Here is an 18,936-nt window from a genome sequence, read left to right as displayed (position 1 = left end):
ATCCGCGGCGCCGGCCGTGTGGGAGAGTCCTCGCATGGCCGAGCGGATGACCTACCTCCTCGTCGACGGGGAGAACATCGACGCCACCCTGGGGACCTCGATCCTGGGCCGGCGCCCGCGGCCGGAGGAGCGGCCCCGCTGGGACCGGCTCCTGGAGTGGGCCGAGCGGGCCTTCGACCAGGACGTCACCGGGCTCTTCTTCCTGGCGGCCAGCACCGAGCTGCCGACCAGCTTCGTGCAGGCGCTGCTCGCGATCGGCTTCAAGCCGATCCCGCTGAGCGGTGAGGGCAAGATCGTCGACATCGCCATTCAGCGCACCGCCGAGGCCCTCGTCGACCGCCCGGCCGACGTGGTGCTGGTCAGCCACGACGGCGACTTCGTCGACCAGGTCTCCGCGCTGTGCGACGGGAGCCGGCAGGTCGGTGTCATCGGCTTCACGGAGTTCGTGAACTCGCAGTTCCGCAACCTGCCGGGCCTGCGCATCTTCGACCTGGAGTACGACATCGCGGCCTTCAACTCCGCGCTGCCACGCGTCCGGGTCATCCCCATCGACGAGTTCGACCCGCTCGACTTCCTCTGACCGGCGCGAGCTGATCGCGGAAGATCCGAGTCACGTGGCGGCTCGGATCTTCCGCGTTGACGCTGGAGTCCCCGGATATCCGGGGACTCCAGACGCCGGGGACTCCAGACGCGGCGGACGCCCACAGACACCCACCTCAGGCCGGCGCGGTCACGCTCAGCACCTGCGACACCCGGCCGTCGTCCTCGAGCGCGTCGGCCTCGACCCGGGCGACCTGGCGCCGCGAGACCCGCATGCTGGGAGCGCGGTCGTCGGTGCTCACGTACGCCGGCTCCTCGGCGGGGTCGTCGTGGAGCACGGTCGGCCGCACGATGGTCCAGGCGAGGCCGCTCTCGCGGACCAGCCTCTCCTGCACCTCGTGGTCCCGCACCTGCGGGCGGATCGCCAGGGTGAAGAACGCCTTGAGCGCCAGGGGGAGGTGGCGGTAGGTGTCGCCGATCCCGTAGGTCGACTGCACCACCAGGCGTCGTACGCCCTGCTCGCGCATCGCCGCCACCACCGCCGCGGTGCCGGCGGACCGGACGTCGAGCCGCGAGCTGGCGCGCCGGGTCAGCCGGACCCGGAACGGGTTGTCGGGGATGCCGAGGGTGACCGCCACGGCGTCCTGGCCGATCATCGCCTTCGCCAGGCTGTCGGCGTCCAGGACGTCACCGGTGACCGTCCGGACCTCCTCGCCGTGCTCGCCCGGCCGGCGGGCGTACGCCGTCACCAGGTGACCGCGCCCCGCCAGCTCCGCGACCAGCTCGGCGCCGGTGCCCCTGCTTGCTCCCACCACGAGAACCTTCATGACTTCCTCCTCGGATCCTTCCGGGCCGCTCCCGGGTTGCTCCCAGCCTGCGGCCGGTGGCCTGGACGATCAATGCCAGATCCGCCGCGACTCTTGCCCGATCGTCCGGCGCGCGACACACTCGAGGGGTGGACCGCGACGTGCTGACCGACACCCTCACGGACTTCGGCATGACCGGGGTGTTCTACGCCGTGTCCGAGCTCTCGGCGCCATGGGGCATCGAGATCCCGCCCCTGCCCGGCACCGTGGTGTTCCACCTGGTGACCGAGGGCGGGCTCGTGCTGGAGGTCGACGGCGAGCACACGACGATGTCCGCGGGTGACATGGTGCTGGTGCCGACCGGCACGGGGCACGCCATCCTCGACGCACCGGGCAGCCCTGCGACGCCGCTGTTCGACCTGCCCCGCGTCGAGCTCGGGGAGCGCTACGAGCGCCTCCGCATCGACGGTCCGGGTCCGCGCAGCGAGGTCGTCTGCGGCGCGGTCAGCTTCACCGGGCTCGGAGTGGCCCGGCTGCTGCGCAGCCTGCCGCGGGTCCTTCCCGCGGGCGACGGCGGCGACGCCGCGTGGATGCGCGCCGCCTTCGACGTCATCGGAGCCGAGTCGCGCCACCCGCGCCCGGGCAGCGACGTGGTCACCGCCCGCCTCGCCGACATCCTCGTCGTCCAGGTCGTACGCTCCTGGCTGGAGTCCGGGACGCACGACCGCGGCTGGGTCGCCGGCCTCCGCGACCCGCAGGTCGGACGGGCGCTGGCCGCGTTCCACGCCGAGCCCGGCGCCCCGTGGAGCCTCGCCTCGCTCGCCGCCGAGGCCGGGATGTCGCGCTCCGCGTTCGCGGCGCGGTTCCGCGAGACCCTCGACGAGGCGCCGATGGGCTACGTCACCGCCTGGCGGATGGACCTGGCCGCCCGGCTGGTCCGCGAGCGCACCCTGTCGCTGGCGCGGGTCGCCGAGCGCGTCGGCTACCAGTCCGAGGCCGCGTTCAACCGGGCGTTCCGCCGAGCCCACGGGATGGCGCCCGGCGCCTTCGCCCGCCGCGACCTGGCGGAGCTCGTCCCGCCTCCTGCCGTGCAGGACGGGTTGCCGTCGGCGTTGTAGCACTCTTGCTACATCGACAGCACACGCACTACATTCAACGGGTGAGCACCGCACCCGTCATCGAGGTTCGCGACCTGCGCATGCGCTACGGCGACAAGGACGTGCTGACCGGCGTCGACTTCGCCATCGAGCCGGGCGAGGTCGTGTGCCTGCTCGGGCCCAACGGCGCCGGCAAGACGACCACCATCGAGATCCTCGAGGGGTTCCGCGAGCGGTCCGCCGGCGAGGTCGTCGTGCTGGGTGAGGACCCGCGTCGCGCCAGCGAGGCCTGGCGGGCCCGCACCGGCGTGGTCCTGCAGTCGTGGCGCGACCACGCGCGGTGGACGCCGCGGACGCTCCTCGACCAGGTGGGGGGCTACTACACCGCCTACTCCACGCCCGACCGGCCGCGGCCGGTGCCCACCGACGAGCTGATCGAGGTGGTCGGCCTCGACGACCTCGCGGACCAGAAGATCGCGACCTTCTCGGGCGGGCAGCGACGCCGCCTCGACGTGGCGATGGGCATCATCGGCCGGCCCGAGCTGCTCTTCCTCGACGAGCCCACCGCCGGCTTCGACCCGCAGGCGCGCCGCGAGTTCCACCACGTCGTGCACCGGCTCGCGGACCTCGAGCACACCACGATCCTGCTGACCACGCACGACCTGGACGAGGCCGAGAAGCTCGCCGACCGCGTGCTGATCCTGGCGGGCGGGCGGATCGTCGCCGACGACACCGCCGAGCAGCTCGCCCTGCGGGCCGCGCTCGAGGTCGAGGTGAAGTGGTCGCGCGGGGGCGAGCGCTTCGTGCACTCGACCGCCGACGCCACGGACTTCGTACGCCGCCTCCTCGACGAGCCAGGTGACCCGGTGGTCGACCTCGAGGTCCGGCGGGCGAGCCTCGAGGACGCCTACCTCGACCTCGTGCAGCGGCACGAGTCCGGGCAGGCCGACGCCGCCGCCCGCGCCTTCACGGAGGTGGTGTGATGAGCAGCCCGACGCCGGCCGGCACCGTGCCCCACGCCGTACGCCTCGGAGTGCGACGCGGGTGGACCGAGTTCGTGCAGAGCCTGCGCAGCTCGCAGGACCAGTGGTTCTACCTCTTCACCGCCTTCCTCGCCGTCGGCTACCTCTACCTCCGCCGCGACACCCCGGTCGACGACACCGGACTCCTGCTGCCGTCGGTCGCGCTGCCGAGCATCCTGGGCGGCCTGGTCGCCTTCGGCCTCGTCATCGGGCCGGCCTACAGCCTGGCCATGGAGAAGGAGGACGGGACGCTGCTGCGGGCCAAGGCGGTGCCCCACGGCCTGGTCGGCTACTTCGCCGGGCAGCTCGTGCTGCACTCCGCCAGCATGGTGCCGCAGCTCGTCGCCGTGCTCGTCCCGAGCTTCCTGCTCTTCGACGACCTGATGGCCGACCCGAGCGGGTGGTTCACGATGGTGTGGGTGCTCGTCCTCGGGCTCCTCGCGACGCTGCCGATCGGGATGATGATCGGCGCACTCGTGCCCGGCGTCCAGAAGGTCGGGATGTGGGGGATGCTGCCGGTCATGGTGCTCGCCGGCATCTCCGGCATCTTCTACCCCGTGCAGGCGCTCTGGGGCTGGGTCCAGGTGGTCGCGCAGGTCTTCCCGATGTACTGGCTCGGCCTCGGGATGCGCTCGGCGTTCCTGCCCGACTCCTACGCCAGCGCGGAGATCGGCGACTCGTGGCGCACCTGGGAGACCGTCGCGGTGCTGGGCGCCTGGGCGGTCGTGGGTGCCCTCGTCGCGCCGGCGCTGCTGCGCCGGATGGCGCGCCGCCAGTCCGGCTCGCAGGTCGCCGCCGCCCGCGAGGCGGCGTCCCAGTGGGTCAAGTGAGCGACGTGGTCCACAACCGCATCGCCCTCCTGCGCGCCGAGCAGGGCGTGACGCGCCGCGACCTCGCCATGGCGCTCGGGGTGCACTACCAGACGGTGGGCTACCTCGAGCGCGGAGAGAACAGCCCCAGCCTCGACCTCGCGCTGCGCATCGCCGCGTTCTTCGACGTGCCCGTGGAGGCGGTGTTCTCGCTGAGCCCCTTCCCGCGCGTGAGCGACGGGACCGGCCGCAGCGCCTGACCGGTCGAGCGCCCGGTAGCGTCCCTGCCGTGCCCCACGTCCTGGTCCCCACCGCGCGGTGGGAGCGGTGGGTCGACAACTTCGTCGCCCGGCACGGCGCGGCCAGGTTCGCCGTCGACGACGGCGGGCTGCGCGGGGAGGCCGAGGACGGTTCGCACTTCTCGGCCCGGCTTCCGTTCGCGACGGCGTACGACGGTCCGGCCGAGGCCGCCGCCTTCGCGTCCGCGGCCATGGCGCCGGGGAAGTGGGGGGTGCTGCTCGTGCGCAAGGGCGGCTTCGCCGTCGCCCGGCTGCGCGGCACCGAGATGGTGGAGCACAAGATCGGCCAGCGCCACGTGCAGGGGCGCACCAAGGCGGGCGGGCAGAGCCAGCAGCGGTTCGCCCGGCGGCGGGACAACCAGGCGCGCCAGGCCTACGACGCCGCCGCCGACCACGCCGCCCGGATCCTGCCGTCCTCCGGACCGCTGGTGACCGGCGGCGACCACCCGGCGGTCGAGGCGGTGCTGGCCGACCCGCGGCTGTCCGGGCTCACCGTCGTCGGCCCGTGGCACGCCGTCCCGGACCCGCGGCGGGCCGTCCTGGACGCGGTCGTCGGGGACGCGCAGGCCCTCGTCGTCGAGGTCATCAACGCCTGACGGCCGGCGCGCGTCGGGCCTCCGGAGCTGTCCGATCGGCTAGCGTCCTGCACATGTGGCAGCCCGAGCCGGGATGGCAGCGACTGCCGGGCGCCGGCCCGGCCACGGTCGGGGTCTGGTCGGCCACGCACCGCGGCCGTGACGTGGTCGTGAAGCGGTTGCGCACCCCCGAGCCGCACGACCCCTCGGGGACCCTCGTCCCGCACGACGTGAACTACTGGCGGCGGGCGGCGGACGTGGCCCTCAGCGGCGTCGTCGCCGGCACCCCCGGGCTGCGCGAGGCGCCGGTGGTCCGGGTCGAGGAGGACGCGGAGGGCATCACGCTGGTCCACGAGCGCGTCGAGCACCACGACGTGCCGGGGCTGTGGCTGGCCGCGTCGCTGGGCCGCTTCGCCGCCGCCGAGCTCGGCGCGCACGCCTGGCTGGCCCGCGACCAGCTGCGCAGCCGGCTCGCGCTGGTCGATCGCCGCGGCGGCTGGCGCACGCTGGCGCGGACGCCGATGGCCGACATCGCCGACCACCTGTGGTCGCACCGCACCGTGTGGCTCGACCGCTGCGACGCCCTGCCCCGGGTGGCCCAGCACGGCGACCCCTCGGTGGCCAACATCCCCGGACGCGCGGACGGGGACGCCGTGGCGATCGACTGGGCCCACCTGGGTCGCGGACCCGTCGGCGCCGACCTCGGCTACCTCTCGCTGGCCACCCGCGAGGACGTCGAGCCCCTCGTGGAGGCGTACGTCGCCGCCCTCCCGCCCGGCCTGGCCACTGCCGAGCAGGTGCTGACCGGCGCCCGGGTGATGGCCGTCTACACCGCGCTCACACGGCTGGACTGGGCGCTGGCGCGGGTCGCCGACGGTGACGGCGCACTGGCGGGCAAGTTCCGCCACCCGAGCGTGGCGCCCTACATCCGCGCCATGCAGCGCCAGGTCGGTCAGATCGAGGCGCTGCTCGACTGACCCGGGCGACCGGACCGGTGGCTCAGAGCTGGCTGGCGGAGAAGGTGTCGCACGCCTCGAGCGTGCCCTGCTCATAGCCGGTCATGAACCAGCGCATCCGCTGCTCCGACGAGCCGTGCGTCCAGCCCTCCGGGTCGACGCGGCCGCCCGACTTCTGCTGGATCCGGTCGTCGCCGACGGTCTTGGCCGAGTCGACCGCCTCGGCGATGTCGCCCTCGTCGAGCTCGGCGAGGATGCCGTCGCCGTCGCTGGCGTCGCGGGTCCACATGCCGGCGTAGCAGTCGGCCTGCAGCTCGAGGCGTACGGCGTCGGAGTCGGGGCCCTGCTGGGTGCGGACCTGACCCATGGTGCCGAGCAGGTTCTGGATGTGGTGGCCGTACTCGTGGCCGAGGACGTAGGGCTCGACGAAATCGCCGCCCTGGCCGCCGAGCTGGCCCTGGAGGACGTCCTCGAAGAACGTGGTGTCGAGGTAGATCTGCTGGTCGGGCGGGCAGTAGAACGGACCCACCTGCGAGGAGGCCTGGCCGCACCCGGTCGACACGGCGCCGGCGAAGGTGTTGATCTGGGCGGGGTCGAACTGGGTGCCGGACTGCTGGGGCAGCGCCTGCGCCCAGTACTGCTCGAGCGACACCGCGACGGCCACCCGGGCACAGTCGGGGTCCTCGTTGGCGTCCTGCCCGGTCTGGCAGTTGGCGTAGCGCTCGTCGTTCTCGTTGATGCCCTGCGCCTGGCCGAGGGAGCCGCCGGTGCTGCCGCCCGGCAGCCCGCCGCCGCTACCCTCACCGCCGCCCATGCACTGGGTGAGCACGAGGAAGAGGATGACGATGAGGACGCCGCCGATGCCACCGCCCGCGCGGGTGCCGCCCGGCAGGGGCATCCGCATCCCGCCGCCGCCCATGCCGCCACGGCCGCCGCCCGCGTCGCGGACGCGGCCTCGGCTGATGTCGGCCTTGGGGTTGAAGCGCATGGTGCTGCCTTTCCGCACGTGGTGACGCCGTTCCGCCACGGGATGTGACCTCTGCGCACAGTAGCCCCTGGGTCGCCGATGGGGCTCCGCGCTCCACCCCTTCGTAGGATGTGGCCCGAGATGATCACCGCCCAGAAGCTCGAGGTCAGAGCCGGCGCGCGGCTCCTCATGGAGGACGTCACCTTCCGCATCGCCGCAGGCGACAAGGTGGGCCTCGTGGGGCGCAACGGAGCCGGCAAGACGACCCTCACCCGCATCCTCGCCGGAGAGGGACAGCCCGCGTCCGGACAGGTGCTGCGCAGTGGCGACGTCGGCTACCTGCCGCAGGACCCGCGCGTCGGCGACCCCGAGGTCATCGCCCGCGACCGCATCCTGTCGGCCCGGGGCCTCGACGCGGTCGTACGCCGCCTGCGCGAGGCCGAGGTCGACATGGCCAGCGAGGACCAGAAGGTCCACGAGCGCGGCATGCGGCGGTGGGCCAACGCCGACGCGGAGCTGCACGCCGGGGGCGGCTACGCCGCGGAGTCCGAGGCGGCCCAGATGGCGGCGGCGCTCGGCATCGAGGAGCGCATCCTCGCCCAGCCGATCGGCACCCTGTCCGGCGGCCAGCGGCGCCGCGTCGAGCTCGCGCGCATCCTGTTCTCCGGCGCGGAGATCATGCTGCTCGACGAGCCGACCAACCACCTCGACGCCGACTCCATCGTCTGGCTGCGCGACTTCCTCAAGGCGCACCGCGGCGGCTTCGTGGTCATCAGCCACGACAACGCCCTGCTCGAGGCCACCGTCAACAAGGTCTTCCACCTCGACGCCAACCGCGCCGTGATCGACGTCTACAACATGGGCTGGCACAACTACCTGACCCAGCGCGAGGACGACGAGAAGCGCCGCAGGCGCGAGCGGCAGAACGCCGAGAACAAGGCCAAGGTGCTCACCGACCAGGCCAACAAGATGCGGGCCAAGGCGACCAAGGCCCAGGCCGCGCAGTCGATGCTCAAGCGCGCCGAGAAGATGATGTCCGGCATCGAGAGTGAGCGGCAGGCCGACAAGGTGGCGCGGATCGCGTTCCCCGAGCCGGCGCCGTGCGGCAAGACGCCGCTCATGGGCACGGAGCTGTCCAAGTCCTACGGGTCGCTCGAGGTGTTCACCGCGGTCGACCTGGCCATCGACCGGGGGAGCCGGGTGGTCATCCTCGGGCTCAACGGCGCGGGCAAGACCACGATGCTCCGGATCCTGGCGGGGGTCGACAAGCCCGACACCGGCGAGGTCGTCCCGGGCTACGGCCTCAAGATGGGCTACTACGCCCAGGAGCACGAGACGCTCGACGTCAACCGCACGGTGCTGGAGAACATGCACAGCGCCGCGCCCGAGCTGACCGACACCCAGGCTCGCTCGGTGCTGGGCTCCTTCCTCTTCTCCGGTGACGACGCCCACAAGCCGGCCGGGGTGCTGTCCGGTGGCGAGAAGACCCGGCTCGCGCTCGCGATCCTGGTCGTCTCCAGCGCCAACGTGCTGCTGCTCGACGAGCCGACCAACAACCTCGACCCGGCCTCCCGCGAGGAGGTGCTGCACGCGATCCGCAGCTACACCGGCGCGATCATCCTCGTCACCCACGACGAGGGTGCGGTCCGCGCGCTCGACCCCGACCGGGTGCTGCTGCTGCCCGACGGCGACGAGGACCTGTGGAACGAGGAGTACGCCGACCTGGTGTCCCTGGCCTGAGGCCGGGGCCGGACCGGTCATCTACTCGCCGGTAGTAACGTGCGGGGCATGACTCCCGAGCAGCTCGCGACCGTCGGACTCCGCCTGCACGTCGAGGGGCCCGTCGCCACCGTGACGCTCGACCGGCCCGAGGTGCGCAACGCGCAGACGCCCGCGATGTGGCTGGCGCTCGGTGAGATCGGCCGGACCCTGCCCGACGAGGTGCGGGTCGTCGTGGTGGCGGGGGAGGGCGCCAGCTTCTCGGCCGGCCTCGACCGGGCCATGCTCGACCCCACGGCGTCCCTCGAGGACGGCCACGAGAGCGTCGTGGGCCTGCTGGCCCTGAGCGACGAGGAGGCCTCGGCCCGCATCGAGGAGTTCCAGCGCGGGTTCACCTGGCTGCGTGACCCGCGGTTCGTCTCGATCGCCAAGGTGCGCGGCCACGCCATCGGCGCCGGCTTCCAGCTCGCGCTGTCCTGCGACCTGCGGGTCGTGGCCGAGGACGCGATGTTCTCGATGAAGGAGTCCGCGCTCGGCCTCGTCCCCGACCTGACCGGCACCCAGCCGCTGGTCGAGCACGTCGGTTACGCCCGGGCGCTGGAGATCTGCGCGACCGCACGCGTGGTCACCGCCGAGGAGGCCGTCCGCATCGGGCTGGCCACGGCCGCGGTCCCGGCCGCGGAGCTCGATGACGCGGTCGCCGGGCTCGCGGCCTCCCTCGTCGCGCCGATGCCCGGGGTCGTCGCCGAGACCAAGGCCCTGCTGCAGGGCGCGGGCGACCGCGACCTCGACGAGCAGCGCCGCCTCGAGCGCGAGGCGCAGGTACGCCGGTTCCGCGCCGTCGCGGCCGCGCTCGCCTGAGCCGGGGGGCGTACGCGCCTCGTTGTCGGTGGCCCGAGGAACAATGATCGTGCGCCGCGGGTTCAGGTGGTGACCGGGACAAAGGAGCACGCATGACGATGGGGCCAGGGGCAGGTGGCCCGCCGTGGCGGTTCCTGCGCAGCGACCGGAGCGTCGTCGACAACAAGATCGAGCGCCGGACCGTGCGCCGGGTCCTGGGGTTCGCCGGCCCGCACCGGCGGCTGATCGCGGCGTTCCTCGGGGTGACGGTCGTCGACGCCGCGCTGGTGGTCGTGCCCCCGCTGCTGCTGAAGGCGATCATCGACGACGGCGTCCGCACCGGCGACACGACCCTCGTCGTGTGGCTCGCGGCCCTCGTCGCGCTCGTGGCCGTGGTCGACGCGGCGTTCGGGCTGGTCACCGGCTGGCTGTCCAGCCGCATCGGCGAGGGGCTGATCTACGACCTCCGCACCCAGGTCTTCGCCCACGTCCAGCGCCAGTCGCTTGCCTTCTTCACACGCACCCAGACCGGTGCGCTCGTCAGCCGGCTCAACAACGACGTGATCGGCGCCCAGCGGGCCTTCACCTCCACGCTCCAGGGCACCGTCTCCAACATCATCGCTGCGGTCGTCGTCGGCGTGACGATGCTCTTCCTGAGCTGGCCGGTGACCGTGCTGTGCCTGGCGCTGTTCCCGATCCTGCTGCTCGCGTCGCGCCTGGTGGGCGCTCGGCTGGCCGACCTGTCGCGACAGCAGATGGACGGCAACGCCGACCTCGGCAACGCGATGACGGAGCGGTTCAACGTCGGTGGCGCCATGCTCCTCAAGCTCTTCGGCCGCCGTGAGGTCGAGGACGTCGCCTACGCCCGCAAGGCCGCGGTCGTGCGCGACCTGGGGATCCGGATCTCGCTCCTCACCCGGATCTTCTTCGCAGCCATGACGCTCGTGCCGTCGCTGGCCCTGGCGCTCGTCTACGGCATCGGCGGCTGGCTGGCCATCCGCGGCGACCTGTCGGTGGGCACGATCGTCGCGCTCGGCGTCCTGCTCACCCGCCTCCTCGGTCCGCTGCAGGGCCTGTCCAACGTGCGGATCGACGTGATGACCGCGCTCGTCAGCTTCGACCGCGTCTTCGAGGTGCTCGACCTGCCGTCGCTCATCCGGGAGAAGCCCGACGCCGTCGCGCTGCCGCCCACCGCGTCCCGGCTCGAGTTCGACCACGTCGCCTTCACCTACCCCCGGGCCGACGAGATCTCCCTCGCCTCCCTCGAGACGGTCGCCCGCACCGAGTCGCGCGACAGCGGCCAGGTGCTCCACGACGTCACGTTCACCGCCCGGCCGGGCCAGATGGTCGCCCTCGTGGGCCCGTCCGGCGCAGGCAAGACGACGGTCACCCACCTCGTCGCCCGGCTCTACGACGTCGAGTCCGGGGCCGTCCGGGTCGGCGGGCACGACGTGCGCGACGTGACCCTGCAGTCGCTGGAGGACGTCGTCGGCTACGTCACCCAGGACGCCCACATGTTCCACGACACCATCCGGGCCAACCTGCTCTACGCCCGGCCGGACGCCGACGACCGCGGCATCTGGGCCGCGCTCGAGGCCGCGCAGATCGCCGACCTCGTGCGAGCGCTGCCCGACGGCCTCGACACGGTCGTGGGCGACCGGGGCTACCGGCTCAGCGGCGGTGAGCGCCAGCGCCTCGCCATCGCGCGCCTGCTCCTCAAGGCGCCCTCGATCGTCGTCCTCGACGAGGCGACGGCCCACCTCGACAGCGAGTCCGAGGCGGCGGTCCAGCAGGCCCTCGACGCGGCGCTCGAGGGACGCACCTCCCTCGTGATCGCGCACCGACTGTCCACCGTCCGCAACGCCGACCTCATCCTCGTGCTCGACGACGGGCGGGTCGTCCAGCAGGGCACCCACGCCGAGCTGCTCGCCGCCGGTGGCCTCTACTCCACGCTCCACGCGACGCAGTTCCGCGATAGCGCTCCCCAGCCGGCGACCCCCGCCGCCAGCTGACCTCCGCTGCGTCATCCGGACCCGCTCCGATACGTACGCCCTCGGATGACGCTCGGGACAGCACGGGCCCGACGCCCGCCCCCGCTAGGCTCGCGCCATGGACCTGCAGCTGACCGATCGGGTGTACGTCGTCACCGGGGGAGCGCGCGGGCTGGGCCGTGCGAGCGCCGACGCGTTGGTCGCGGAGGGGGCGCGCGTCGTGCTCTCCGGCCGCTCGCAGGAGTCCCTGGACGCCGCGGTCGCCGCGCTCGACGACACTGCCGGTCGCAAGGCCGCCGTCGCCGTGGTGGCCGACAACGCCGACCCGGGGACGCCCGCCCGGCTGCTCGCCGCCGCCGACGACGCCTGGGGCCGGCTCGACGGTGCGCTGATCAGCGTCGGGGGACCGCCGAAGGGGGCGGTCACCGCGATCACCGACGAGCAGTGGAGCACGGCCTTCGGGTCCGTGTTCCTCGGAGCCGTGCGCCTGTCCCGCGAGATCGGTGCCGCGCTGCCCGCGGGCGGCTCGCTGGGCCTGGTGCTGTCCTCCAGCGTCCGCGCGCCGCTGCCCGAGATGGCGATCTCCAACGGCCTGCGACCCGGCCTGGCGATGGTCGCCAAGACCCTTGCCGACGAGCTCGGCCCGCGCGGCGTACGCGTCAACGGGCTGCTGCCGGGGCGCATCGCGACCGAGCGGGTCGCCGAGCTCGACGCCTCGACCGGCGACCCGGAGGCGGCGCGGCGGGCGGCCGAGGCGAGCATCCCGCTGGGTCGCTACGGCGAGCCGGAGGAGTTCGGCGCCGTGGCCGCGTTCCTGCTCTCGCCGGCCGCGTCATTCCTGACGGGCGTGATGCTTCCCGTCGACGGCGGCCTGCTCCGCAGCCTCTGAGTCGTCGGCGGCGCGAGGAGCTCCGGGCCGCTCCCGGTCCACCCGACCCCACGGCCCGCGACCCCCGCGCCACTCGTCGTAGATGAGGTAGAAGAAGCCGAAGATCGCCAGCGCGCCGAAGAACCACCACTGCAGGCCGTAGAAGAAGTGGGGACCCTCGTCGAGCTCGGGCGGCTCCACCGGCTCCAGCGCGGTGTCCGGCTCGGGCGACTCGGAGCGGAGGTCCAGCCAACCGCTGACGACCTCGCGGTCGAGGGCCTCGCCGATCCGCTCGCTGCTGACCGCGCGCGTGGACTGGTCGGTGACGGCGGTGCTGTCGCCCTCGGCGTCACGGCGCACCCAGCCGGTCACGGTGACCTCGCCGGGCGGCGGGGCGGGGACGTCGGTGGTCGCGACGCCGCGGTTGTCGGTGGCATACCAGCCGCGGTCGACCAGCACGCTCGTGCCGTCGGTCAGCTCGAGCGGCACCACGACGTCCACGCCGGCGGCGCCGTCGCGGGTGCGGTAGCGCACGATGACGGTGTCCTCGGCGGCATAGGTGCCGGTGGCCTCGACGATGCGCCACTCCGAGCCCTGGTCGACGGGCTCGCCGGGCGCCATCACCTCGGTGATCGGGTCGGCGCCGGCCTTCTCGTTGCGCTCGATGATCTCGTTGCGCTCGCGGCGGTCCTCGAGCCGGTGGAACTGCCACTCACCGAGGCGCCACGCGACCCACGCCAGGAAGACGACCACGAGCGCGAAGGCGATCCAGCGGCGCGAGACCAGGAACCGCAGCTTGTGCACGCGCCGAGGTTATCCGGCGGCTCCTGACCGTCCGACAGGTGCCCGCATACACTGGTGGACGTGACGACACCTCTGGCGGACCGCTTCGGCCGCGTGGCCACGGACCTCCGTGTCTCGCTCACCGACCGGTGCAACCTGCGCTGCAGCTACTGCATGCCCGCCGAGGGTCTGGACTGGCTGCCCACCGAGCAGACACTGACCGATGACGAGGTCGTCCGGCTGATCACGATCGGGGTCGAGCGCCTCGGGATCGCCGAGGTGCGGTTCACCGGCGGCGAGCCCCTGCTGCGTCGCGGCCTGGTCGACATCGTCGCCCGCACCCATGCCCTCGGCGTGGAGACGTCGCTCACCACCAACGCGCTCGGCCTCACCCGTACGGCCCAGGCGCTGGCCGACGCCGGGCTCGACCGGATCAACGCCAGCATCGACACCGTGCGTCCCGACACCTTCGCCACCATCACGCGCCGCGACCGGCTCTCCGACGTCATCGCCGGGCTCGAGGCGGCCCGCGCGGCCGGACTGGGCCCCATCAAGCTCAACGCCGTGCTGCTGCGCGGCACCAACGACGACCAGGCCCCCGAGCTGCTGCGGTGGAGCCTCGTGCACGGCTACGAGCTCCGCTTCATCGAGCAGATGCCCCTCGACGCCCAGCACGACTGGAGCCGAGCCTCCATGGTCACGGCCGACGAGATCTTCGAGGCGCTCTCCGGCGAGTTCGTGCTGACGCCGCACGGCGAGCCGCGCGGCAGCGCGCCGGCCGAGCTGTTCACCGTCGACGGTGGACCGGCCACGGTCGGGATCATCGCCTCGGTCACCCGGCCGTTCTGCGGCGACTGCGACCGCGTCCGCCTCACCGCCGACGGCCAGGTCCGCAACTGCCTGTTCGCGCGGGAGGAGTCCGACCTCCGTACGGCGCTGCGCTCGGGCGCGAGCGACCAGGAGATCGCCGAGCGGTGGGTCATCGCCATGCGCGGCAAGCGTGCCGGTCACGGCATCGACGACGTCACGTTCCTCCAGCCCGACCGCCCGATGTCCGCCATCGGCGGCTGAGACCCGGCTCCCGACGGGCCCCCGACGGGCCACCGACGGGCGACCTCAGGCAGGACCGCCCGACATCGCCTCCGTGACCACGCGGACGAGCCGCTGCACCGACGGCACGTCGCCGAGCTCGTCGACCGCGACGGGCAGCCGCAGCCTCCAGTTCGCCCGCTCCACCGTGCCGGGCACGTTGGGACGCCGCTCCTCCAGGACCGCGTCCTCGAGGGAGAGCGACAGCAGCAGCGACGGGGCGCGGGACAGCTCGCGGTAGGCGGCGTCGACGGCCTCCGCCGGCGTGGCCTGCGACGACAACCCCGAGCGCGACAGCCGCTCGAGCAGGTCCTCGCGGCCGCTGCGCACGTCCTCCTCGGGCATCCCGGTCGCCGCCATCTGGTCCTCGGCGTCGGATCCCGTCCAGAGGCCGGCGACCGTCGGGAGGTCGTGGGTGGTCACCGTGGCGAGCGCCTCGACCGGCCACTTCTCGGGGTCGTCCTCCTCGAACCACAGCACCTTGTAGGACAGGACACCCCGGCTGCTCAACGCCTCCGGGACGTGCGGCTCCACGGTGCCGAGGTCCTCGCCGACGACCACGGCCCGGGCCCGGTGCGACTCCAGGGCGACGATGTCGAGCAGGTCGTCACTGGGGTAGCGGACGTAGGCACCCTCGGTGGCGCCGGCGCCCTCGGGGATCCACCACAGCCGGAACAGGCCCATCACGTGGTCGATGCGCAGGCCGCCGGCGCCCGAGATGGTGCTGCGCACGGACTGGATGAACGGCGCGTAGTCGGCCAGGCGCAGCCGCCACGGCACCATCGGCGGCGATCCCCAGTCCTGGCCGAGGGTGTTGAGCGCGTCGGGCGGGGCGCCGACGGTGATGCCCTGCGCGAGTCCCTCCTGCCAGGCCCATGCGTCGGCACCGCCGCCGGACACGCCGATGGGCAGGTCCTGGATGACCGTCAGGTCGCCGGTGGCCGCGCGCAGCTGCACGTCGAGCTGCCACTGCAGCCAGGCGTGGAAGCCCACCTGCTCCTCGTGCGTACGCCGGAAGTCGGCGACGTCCTCGCCGTCGGGGCGGCGCAGGCCGACCGGCCACGTGTGCCAGTCGGGTCCGTGCTCCTCGGCCAGCGCGGACCACGTCGCGAACTCCTCGAGGGCCGGACCCCGCTCCGCGCGCCAGGTGGAGAAGGCCGGGTCGCCGTCGGCTCCGCCGCTGCGCTGGTGAGCGCGGTGCAGCGCCGCCCGCTTGAGCTCCCACGTCGCGTCGCGGTCGACGAGGTCCGACTGCGCCGTACGACGCACCGCGTCGGCGTCGACGTCCGCGGCCGAGTGTCCGGGGACCTCCGCGACGCGGAGGTAGACCGGGTTGCGGAAGCGCCGGGTGGCCGGCAGGTAGGGACTCGCCTCGAGCGGCAGGGTGGGGGCCACGGCGTGGAGCGGGTTGACCAGCAGGAAGCCGCCGCCCTCCCGCTCGGTCCACTCGCGGAGCGTCCGCAGGTCGCCGAGGTCGCCGATGCCCCAGCTCGCGGCGGAGCCGGCGCCGTACAGCTGGACCGCCCAGCCCCACGTCCGCTCGTCGGGGAGCCAGCAGCGACCGGGGGACACGACGAGCAACCGCTCGGGTCCGTCGCCGGCCCGCACGCGGTGGTAGCCGAGCGGCATGTCGTCGGGCAGCGGCCCGTCCAGCTCCCACCGGGTGCCGTCCTCGCACGTGACGACCGCCGCGCCGAGGCCGAGGTCGCGGCCGGGCCTGGTGACGAGCGGAGCGCGTTGCTCGAGGTCGTCGGGCGGCACGCCGATGACGTCGCGCAGGCGCCTGACCGTGTCCTCGGAGACCCGGTGCGGCACGTCGTCCGCGTCGATCCACCGGTGCTGGACGCCCCAGGCGTCGGTCGTGCTGCGAAGGTCGCTGTCCACCATGGCCCCCAGTTCCCCGCGCGGGCGGATCTACCCGGGCGTGCCGTCGGCGACGGGCCGGTGCGGCACGACGTCCTTCAGGAACCCTCGGGCCCCGAGGAAGTCGGACAGCGACGACCGGTGCTCGTCGCACGCGAGCCACGACTTGCGCCGCTCGGGCGTGTGGATCTTCGGGTTGTTCCACTGCAGGTCCCACGCGGCGTCGGCCTGGCATCCCTTGGCGGAGCAGATGTCGCGGTCGAGCTCCACGCAGGACCTCCGGGGTGACGACGGGCGGCTGGCAGGGGAGGGGAGAAAAGTAGAGGTGCCGGACAGCCACGGGGGGGAGCTGTCCGGCACCTCGAGTGCGAGCGCAGACGGGGGATGCTGCGTTCGCGTGAGCGATCCTGCCACGGCGGTGGGTGAAAACCAAACCTCCGGAGGGGCCAATTCAGGCGATTTCTCTTCCTCAGTCCTCGTCGTCCCGCGCCGTCAGTTCGTGCGTCCCGGGGGAGGCCGGCAGTCGGAATCCGTCGTCGCGCTGGTCGTTGGCGTTGGCGGCGACGACCGCGAAGAGCGGCAGGAAGACGGCGGCGGCGACGAGCACCCAGCGCAGCGGGCCGGGTCCCACGGCGACGGCGGCGATGAAGCAGACCAGTCGGATGGTCATGGACACGGCGTAGCGCCGCTGGCGAGATCGCATGTCGTCGGCGGCGCTGCTGCGAGCCGTCGTGATGCGTACGGCTTCGGGCTTGGCCATGTCTCCGAGTCTACGTCGCTACCCTCAACGGACCACCCGTCCAGGCGGTCGCGGGGGACCGCCGGCACCGTCACACATCCGGCACGCATCCGACAGCAGGAGGACACCATGACCAACCGCACTTACCGCGTCACCGAGATCGTCGGCACCTCGCCCGACGGCATCGACCAGGCCGTCCGCAACGGCATCGAGCGCGCAGGCAAGACCCTGCGCCACATCGACTGGTTCGAGGTGACCCAGATCCGGGGCCAGGCCAAGGACGGGGTGGTCGAGCACTTCCAGGTCGGGATGAAGGTCGGCTTCCGCCTCGAGGACGAGTGAGCCCGACCGTGGGATTCCGCCTACCCCCCGGTAATCACTAGCGTCGGAAGGCGTGAGCGACATTTCCGAGTCCACTCCCCGCACCGTCCTGGTCACCGGCGGCAACCGCGGCATCGGCCGCGCGATCGCCGAGGCGTTCCTGGCCCAGGGTGACCGCGTCGCCGTGACGACCCGCAACGGCGGTGCGCCCGACGGGGCGCTCGACGTGCGCTGCGACATCACCGACGGCGCGGCCGTCGAGGCGGCCTTCGCCCAGGTCGAGGAGGCCTACGGCCCGGTCGAGGTGCTCGTCGCCAACGCCGGGATCACCAAGGACACGCTGCTGCTCCGGATGAGCGAGGAGGACTGGTCGTCGGTGATCGACACCAACCTCACCGGCACCTTCCGCCTGGCCAAGCGCGCCGCGAAGGGGATGCTGCGCCAGCGCCGCGGTCGCATCATCCTCATCTCGTCGGTGGTCGGGCTCCTCGGCTCGGCCGGTCAGGTCAACTACGCCGCCTCCAAGGCGGGCCTCGTCGGCGTCGCCCGCTCGCTCGCCCGCGAGCTCGGCAGCCGCTCGATCACCACCAACGTCGTGGCGCCCGGCTTCGTCGAGACCGACATGACCGACGTCCTCACCGACGAGCAGCGAGCCGCGATCAAGGCGCAGGTGCCGCTGGGCCGCTACGCGTCGCCGACCGAGGTGGCATCGGCGGTCACGTGGCTGGCCTCCGACGGGGCGGCGTACGTCACGGGTGCGGTCATCCCCGTCGACGGCGGCCTCGGCATGGGCCACTGACCACCCGCCCCACGCAGCCCGCACGCACGCCAGCACGCACACGAAGGGACACACGCACATGGGAATCCTCGACGGCAAGCGCATCCTCGTCGCCGGCGTGACGATGGACAGCTCGATCGGCTTCGCGACCGCGAAGGTCGCGCAGGAGCAGGGCGCCACGGTGCTGATCTCCAACTTCGGCCGGGCGCTCGGCATCACCCGGCGCATCGCCAGGCGGCTGCCGCAGGAGCCGCCGGTCCTGGAGCTCGACGTCACCGACGAGGACCACCTCGCCGGGCTGGCCGACCAGGTGCGCGAGCACGTCGACGGCCTCGACGGCGTGGTCCACTCCATCGCCTACGGCAACCCCGAGACGCTGCTCGGCGGCAAGTTCATGGAGGGCCCCTGGGAGGACGTGGCGCAGGCCGTCCAGGTCTCCGCCTACTCCCTCAAGTCGCTGGCCGTGGCCACCAGGCCGCTGATGTCGCAGGGCGGGTCGATCGTCGGGCTCACCTTCGACGCCACCACCGCGTGGCCGGCGTACGACTGGATGGGCGTGGCGAAGGCGGCGCTGGAGAACACCTCCCGCTACCTCGCCCGCGACCTCGGCCCCGACGGCATCCGCTGCAACCTCGTGTCGGCCGGACCGCTCAAGACGCTGGCCGCCAAGGCCATCCCGGGGTTCGAGGACCTCGAGTCGTCGTGGAAGGACCGCGCCCCGCTGGGGTGGGACGAGACCGACCACCGGCCGACGGCGCAGGCGGTGTGCGCGCTGCTCAGCGACTTCTTCCCAGCGACCACCGGCGAGATCGTCCACGTCGACGGCGGCTTCCACGCGATGGGCCTGTAGGAGGCGCTCGCCGGTTCGGTAGTT

21 protein-coding genes are annotated in these 18,936 nt (G+C 73.0%); 15 read left to right on the top strand and 6 right to left on the bottom strand.

Going from position 1 to position 18,936, the window contains the following annotated elements; all coding sequences use genetic code 11:
• Positions 1–34: 34 nt before the first annotated feature.
• Positions 35–580, top strand: a complete 546-nt coding sequence (locus tag SHK17_RS11945) for an NYN domain-containing protein (protein WP_172274785.1) — start codon at positions 35–37, stop codon at positions 578–580.
• A 136-nt stretch (positions 581–716) separates the two neighbouring features.
• Here the strand turns inward: SHK17_RS11945 and SHK17_RS11940 are convergent, their stop codons facing one another.
• On the bottom strand, positions 717–1,367 hold the full coding sequence (locus SHK17_RS11940) for an NAD(P)-dependent oxidoreductase (RefSeq protein WP_322919332.1): 651 nt from the start codon (positions 1,365–1,367) through the stop codon (positions 717–719).
• 128 nt (positions 1,368–1,495) lie between these two features.
• Here SHK17_RS11940 and SHK17_RS11935 point away from each other — a divergent pair, with 128 nt between their 5' ends.
• From SHK17_RS11935 to SHK17_RS11910, 6 genes are read left to right on the top strand one after another with little or no spacing between them, the layout of a single operon-like run.
• Complete coding sequence (locus tag SHK17_RS11935; protein WP_322919331.1) at positions 1,496–2,464, top strand: AraC family transcriptional regulator; 969 nt, start codon at positions 1,496–1,498, stop codon at positions 2,462–2,464.
• Between the two features lie 41 nt (positions 2,465–2,505).
• Positions 2,506–3,426 carry an ABC transporter ATP-binding protein gene (locus SHK17_RS11930; protein ID WP_322425298.1) on the top strand — a complete coding sequence of 307 codons (921 nt, stop codon included), beginning with the start codon at positions 2,506–2,508 and terminating at the stop codon, positions 3,424–3,426.
• A complete protein-coding gene (locus tag SHK17_RS11925) occupies positions 3,426–4,295 on the top strand; it encodes an ABC transporter permease (RefSeq protein WP_172274793.1) in 870 nt (289 codons plus the stop codon). The genes SHK17_RS11930 and SHK17_RS11925 overlap by 1 nt, the downstream gene beginning before the upstream one ends.
• Positions 4,292–4,534: a helix-turn-helix domain-containing protein gene (locus SHK17_RS11920; RefSeq protein ID WP_172274796.1), complete on the top strand. Its 243-nt coding sequence runs from the start codon at positions 4,292–4,294 to the stop codon at positions 4,532–4,534. The genes SHK17_RS11925 and SHK17_RS11920 overlap by 4 nt, the downstream gene beginning before the upstream one ends.
• 29 nt (positions 4,535–4,563) lie before the next feature.
• A complete protein-coding gene (locus tag SHK17_RS11915; protein ID WP_322919330.1) occupies positions 4,564–5,169 on the top strand; it encodes an acVLRF1 family peptidyl-tRNA hydrolase in 606 nt (201 codons plus the stop codon).
• Positions 5,170–5,222: 53 nt separating this feature from the next.
• Positions 5,223–6,125, top strand: coding sequence for a phosphotransferase (locus SHK17_RS11910; RefSeq protein WP_322919329.1), 903 nt, complete (start codon positions 5,223–5,225; stop codon positions 6,123–6,125).
• A 22-nt stretch (positions 6,126–6,147) separates the two neighbouring features.
• On the opposite strand, the gene ypfJ is transcribed toward SHK17_RS11910, so the two are convergent.
• The gene (ypfJ, locus tag SHK17_RS11905) at positions 6,148–7,092 is read right to left on the bottom strand and encodes a KPN_02809 family neutral zinc metallopeptidase (RefSeq protein WP_322919328.1); all 945 of its coding nucleotides are present in this window, start codon (positions 7,090–7,092) and stop codon (positions 6,148–6,150) included.
• 120 nt (positions 7,093–7,212) lie between these two features.
• Here ypfJ and SHK17_RS11900 point away from each other — a divergent pair, with 120 nt between their 5' ends.
• The 4 genes from SHK17_RS11900 to SHK17_RS11885 all read left to right on the top strand — a co-directional run bounded on the left by SHK17_RS11900 (position 7,213) and on the right by SHK17_RS11885 (position 12,510).
• Entirely contained in the window at positions 7,213–8,811 is a 1,599-nt protein-coding gene (locus tag SHK17_RS11900; protein ID WP_322919327.1) for an ABC-F family ATP-binding cassette domain-containing protein, read from the top strand.
• Positions 8,812–8,859: 48 nt separating this feature from the next.
• Positions 8,860–9,651: an enoyl-CoA hydratase/isomerase family protein gene (locus tag SHK17_RS11895; protein WP_322919326.1), complete on the top strand. Its 792-nt coding sequence runs from the start codon at positions 8,860–8,862 to the stop codon at positions 9,649–9,651.
• Between the two features lie 98 nt (positions 9,652–9,749).
• The gene (locus SHK17_RS11890) at positions 9,750–11,642 is read left to right on the top strand and encodes an ABC transporter ATP-binding protein (protein ID WP_172275140.1); all 1,893 of its coding nucleotides are present in this window, start codon (positions 9,750–9,752) and stop codon (positions 11,640–11,642) included.
• Positions 11,643–11,739: 97 nt separating this feature from the next.
• Positions 11,740–12,510, top strand: a complete 771-nt coding sequence (locus SHK17_RS11885; RefSeq protein WP_322919325.1) for an SDR family oxidoreductase — start codon at positions 11,740–11,742, stop codon at positions 12,508–12,510.
• On the opposite strand, the gene SHK17_RS11880 is transcribed toward SHK17_RS11885, so the two are convergent.
• Positions 12,454–13,293 (bottom strand): SURF1 family cytochrome oxidase biogenesis protein, encoded by an 840-nt coding sequence (locus SHK17_RS11880; protein WP_322919324.1) that lies wholly within the window; start codon positions 13,291–13,293, stop codon positions 12,454–12,456. The two genes, SHK17_RS11885 and SHK17_RS11880, sit on opposite strands and share 57 nt — an antisense overlap.
• A 60-nt stretch (positions 13,294–13,353) precedes the next feature.
• Here SHK17_RS11880 and moaA point away from each other — a divergent pair, with 60 nt between their 5' ends.
• A complete protein-coding gene (moaA, locus tag SHK17_RS11875) occupies positions 13,354–14,343 on the top strand; it encodes a GTP 3',8-cyclase MoaA (RefSeq protein ID WP_322919323.1) in 990 nt (329 codons plus the stop codon).
• Between the two features lie 45 nt (positions 14,344–14,388).
• Here moaA and malQ read toward each other — a convergent pair whose 3' ends face one another.
• The 3 genes from malQ to SHK17_RS11860 all read right to left on the bottom strand — a co-directional run bounded on the left by malQ (position 14,389) and on the right by SHK17_RS11860 (position 16,984).
• Positions 14,389–16,245: a 4-alpha-glucanotransferase gene (gene malQ / locus SHK17_RS11870; protein WP_322919322.1), complete on the bottom strand. Its 1,857-nt coding sequence runs from the start codon at positions 16,243–16,245 to the stop codon at positions 14,389–14,391.
• A gap of 30 nt (positions 16,246–16,275) precedes the next feature.
• Positions 16,276–16,494: an acetone carboxylase gene (locus SHK17_RS11865; protein ID WP_172274825.1), complete on the bottom strand. Its 219-nt coding sequence runs from the start codon at positions 16,492–16,494 to the stop codon at positions 16,276–16,278.
• A 199-nt stretch (positions 16,495–16,693) separates the two neighbouring features.
• Positions 16,694–16,984, bottom strand: coding sequence for a DUF3099 domain-containing protein (locus SHK17_RS11860; protein WP_172274828.1), 291 nt, complete (start codon positions 16,982–16,984; stop codon positions 16,694–16,696).
• A 108-nt stretch (positions 16,985–17,092) separates the two neighbouring features.
• Here SHK17_RS11860 and SHK17_RS11855 point away from each other — a divergent pair, with 108 nt between their 5' ends.
• The 3 genes from SHK17_RS11855 (at position 17,093) to fabI (ending at position 18,912) form a co-directional block, all read left to right on the top strand.
• A complete protein-coding gene (locus SHK17_RS11855; RefSeq protein WP_056606449.1) occupies positions 17,093–17,305 on the top strand; it encodes a dodecin in 213 nt (70 codons plus the stop codon).
• A gap of 61 nt (positions 17,306–17,366) precedes the next feature.
• The gene (fabG, locus tag SHK17_RS11850; protein ID WP_322922028.1) at positions 17,367–18,083 is read left to right on the top strand and encodes a 3-oxoacyl-[acyl-carrier-protein] reductase; all 717 of its coding nucleotides are present in this window, start codon (positions 17,367–17,369) and stop codon (positions 18,081–18,083) included.
• Positions 18,084–18,141: 58 nt separating this feature from the next.
• On the top strand, positions 18,142–18,912 hold the full coding sequence (fabI, locus tag SHK17_RS11845) for an enoyl-ACP reductase FabI (protein ID WP_172274837.1): 771 nt from the start codon (positions 18,142–18,144) through the stop codon (positions 18,910–18,912).
• Positions 18,913–18,936 lie beyond the last annotated feature (24 nt).

The sequence above is a fragment of the Nocardioides renjunii genome (genome assembly GCF_034661175.1).
In the GTDB taxonomy this organism is placed as follows: Bacteria; Actinomycetota; Actinomycetes; order Propionibacteriales; family Nocardioidaceae; genus Nocardioides; species Nocardioides renjunii.
This window is presented reverse-complemented; position numbering and strand designations above follow the sequence as displayed.

Coding starts and splice junctions, on each gene's coding strand:
- SHK17_RS11860 (WP_172274828.1), bottom strand. CDS start 16,984: ATGGCCAAGCCCGAAGCCGTACGCATCACGACGGCTCGCAGCAGCGCC.
- SHK17_RS11900 (WP_322919327.1), top strand. CDS start 7,213: ATGATCACCGCCCAGAAGCTCGAGGTCAGAGCCGGCGCGCGGCTCCTC.
- SHK17_RS11945 (WP_172274785.1), top strand. CDS start 35: ATGGCCGAGCGGATGACCTACCTCCTCGTCGACGGGGAGAACATCGAC.
- SHK17_RS11895 (WP_322919326.1), top strand. CDS start 8,860: ATGACTCCCGAGCAGCTCGCGACCGTCGGACTCCGCCTGCACGTCGAG.
- SHK17_RS11885 (WP_322919325.1), top strand. CDS start 11,740: ATGGACCTGCAGCTGACCGATCGGGTGTACGTCGTCACCGGGGGAGCG.
- SHK17_RS11910 (WP_322919329.1), top strand. CDS start 5,223: ATGTGGCAGCCCGAGCCGGGATGGCAGCGACTGCCGGGCGCCGGCCCG.
- ypfJ (WP_322919328.1), bottom strand. CDS start 7,092: ATGCGCTTCAACCCCAAGGCCGACATCAGCCGAGGCCGCGTCCGCGAC.
- SHK17_RS11855 (WP_056606449.1), top strand. CDS start 17,093: ATGACCAACCGCACTTACCGCGTCACCGAGATCGTCGGCACCTCGCCC.
- SHK17_RS11940 (WP_322919332.1), bottom strand. CDS start 1,367: ATGAAGGTTCTCGTGGTGGGAGCAAGCAGGGGCACCGGCGCCGAGCTG.
- SHK17_RS11890 (WP_172275140.1), top strand. CDS start 9,750: ATGGGGCCAGGGGCAGGTGGCCCGCCGTGGCGGTTCCTGCGCAGCGAC.
- fabI (WP_172274837.1), top strand. CDS start 18,142: ATGGGAATCCTCGACGGCAAGCGCATCCTCGTCGCCGGCGTGACGATG.
- SHK17_RS11925 (WP_172274793.1), top strand. CDS start 3,426: ATGAGCAGCCCGACGCCGGCCGGCACCGTGCCCCACGCCGTACGCCTC.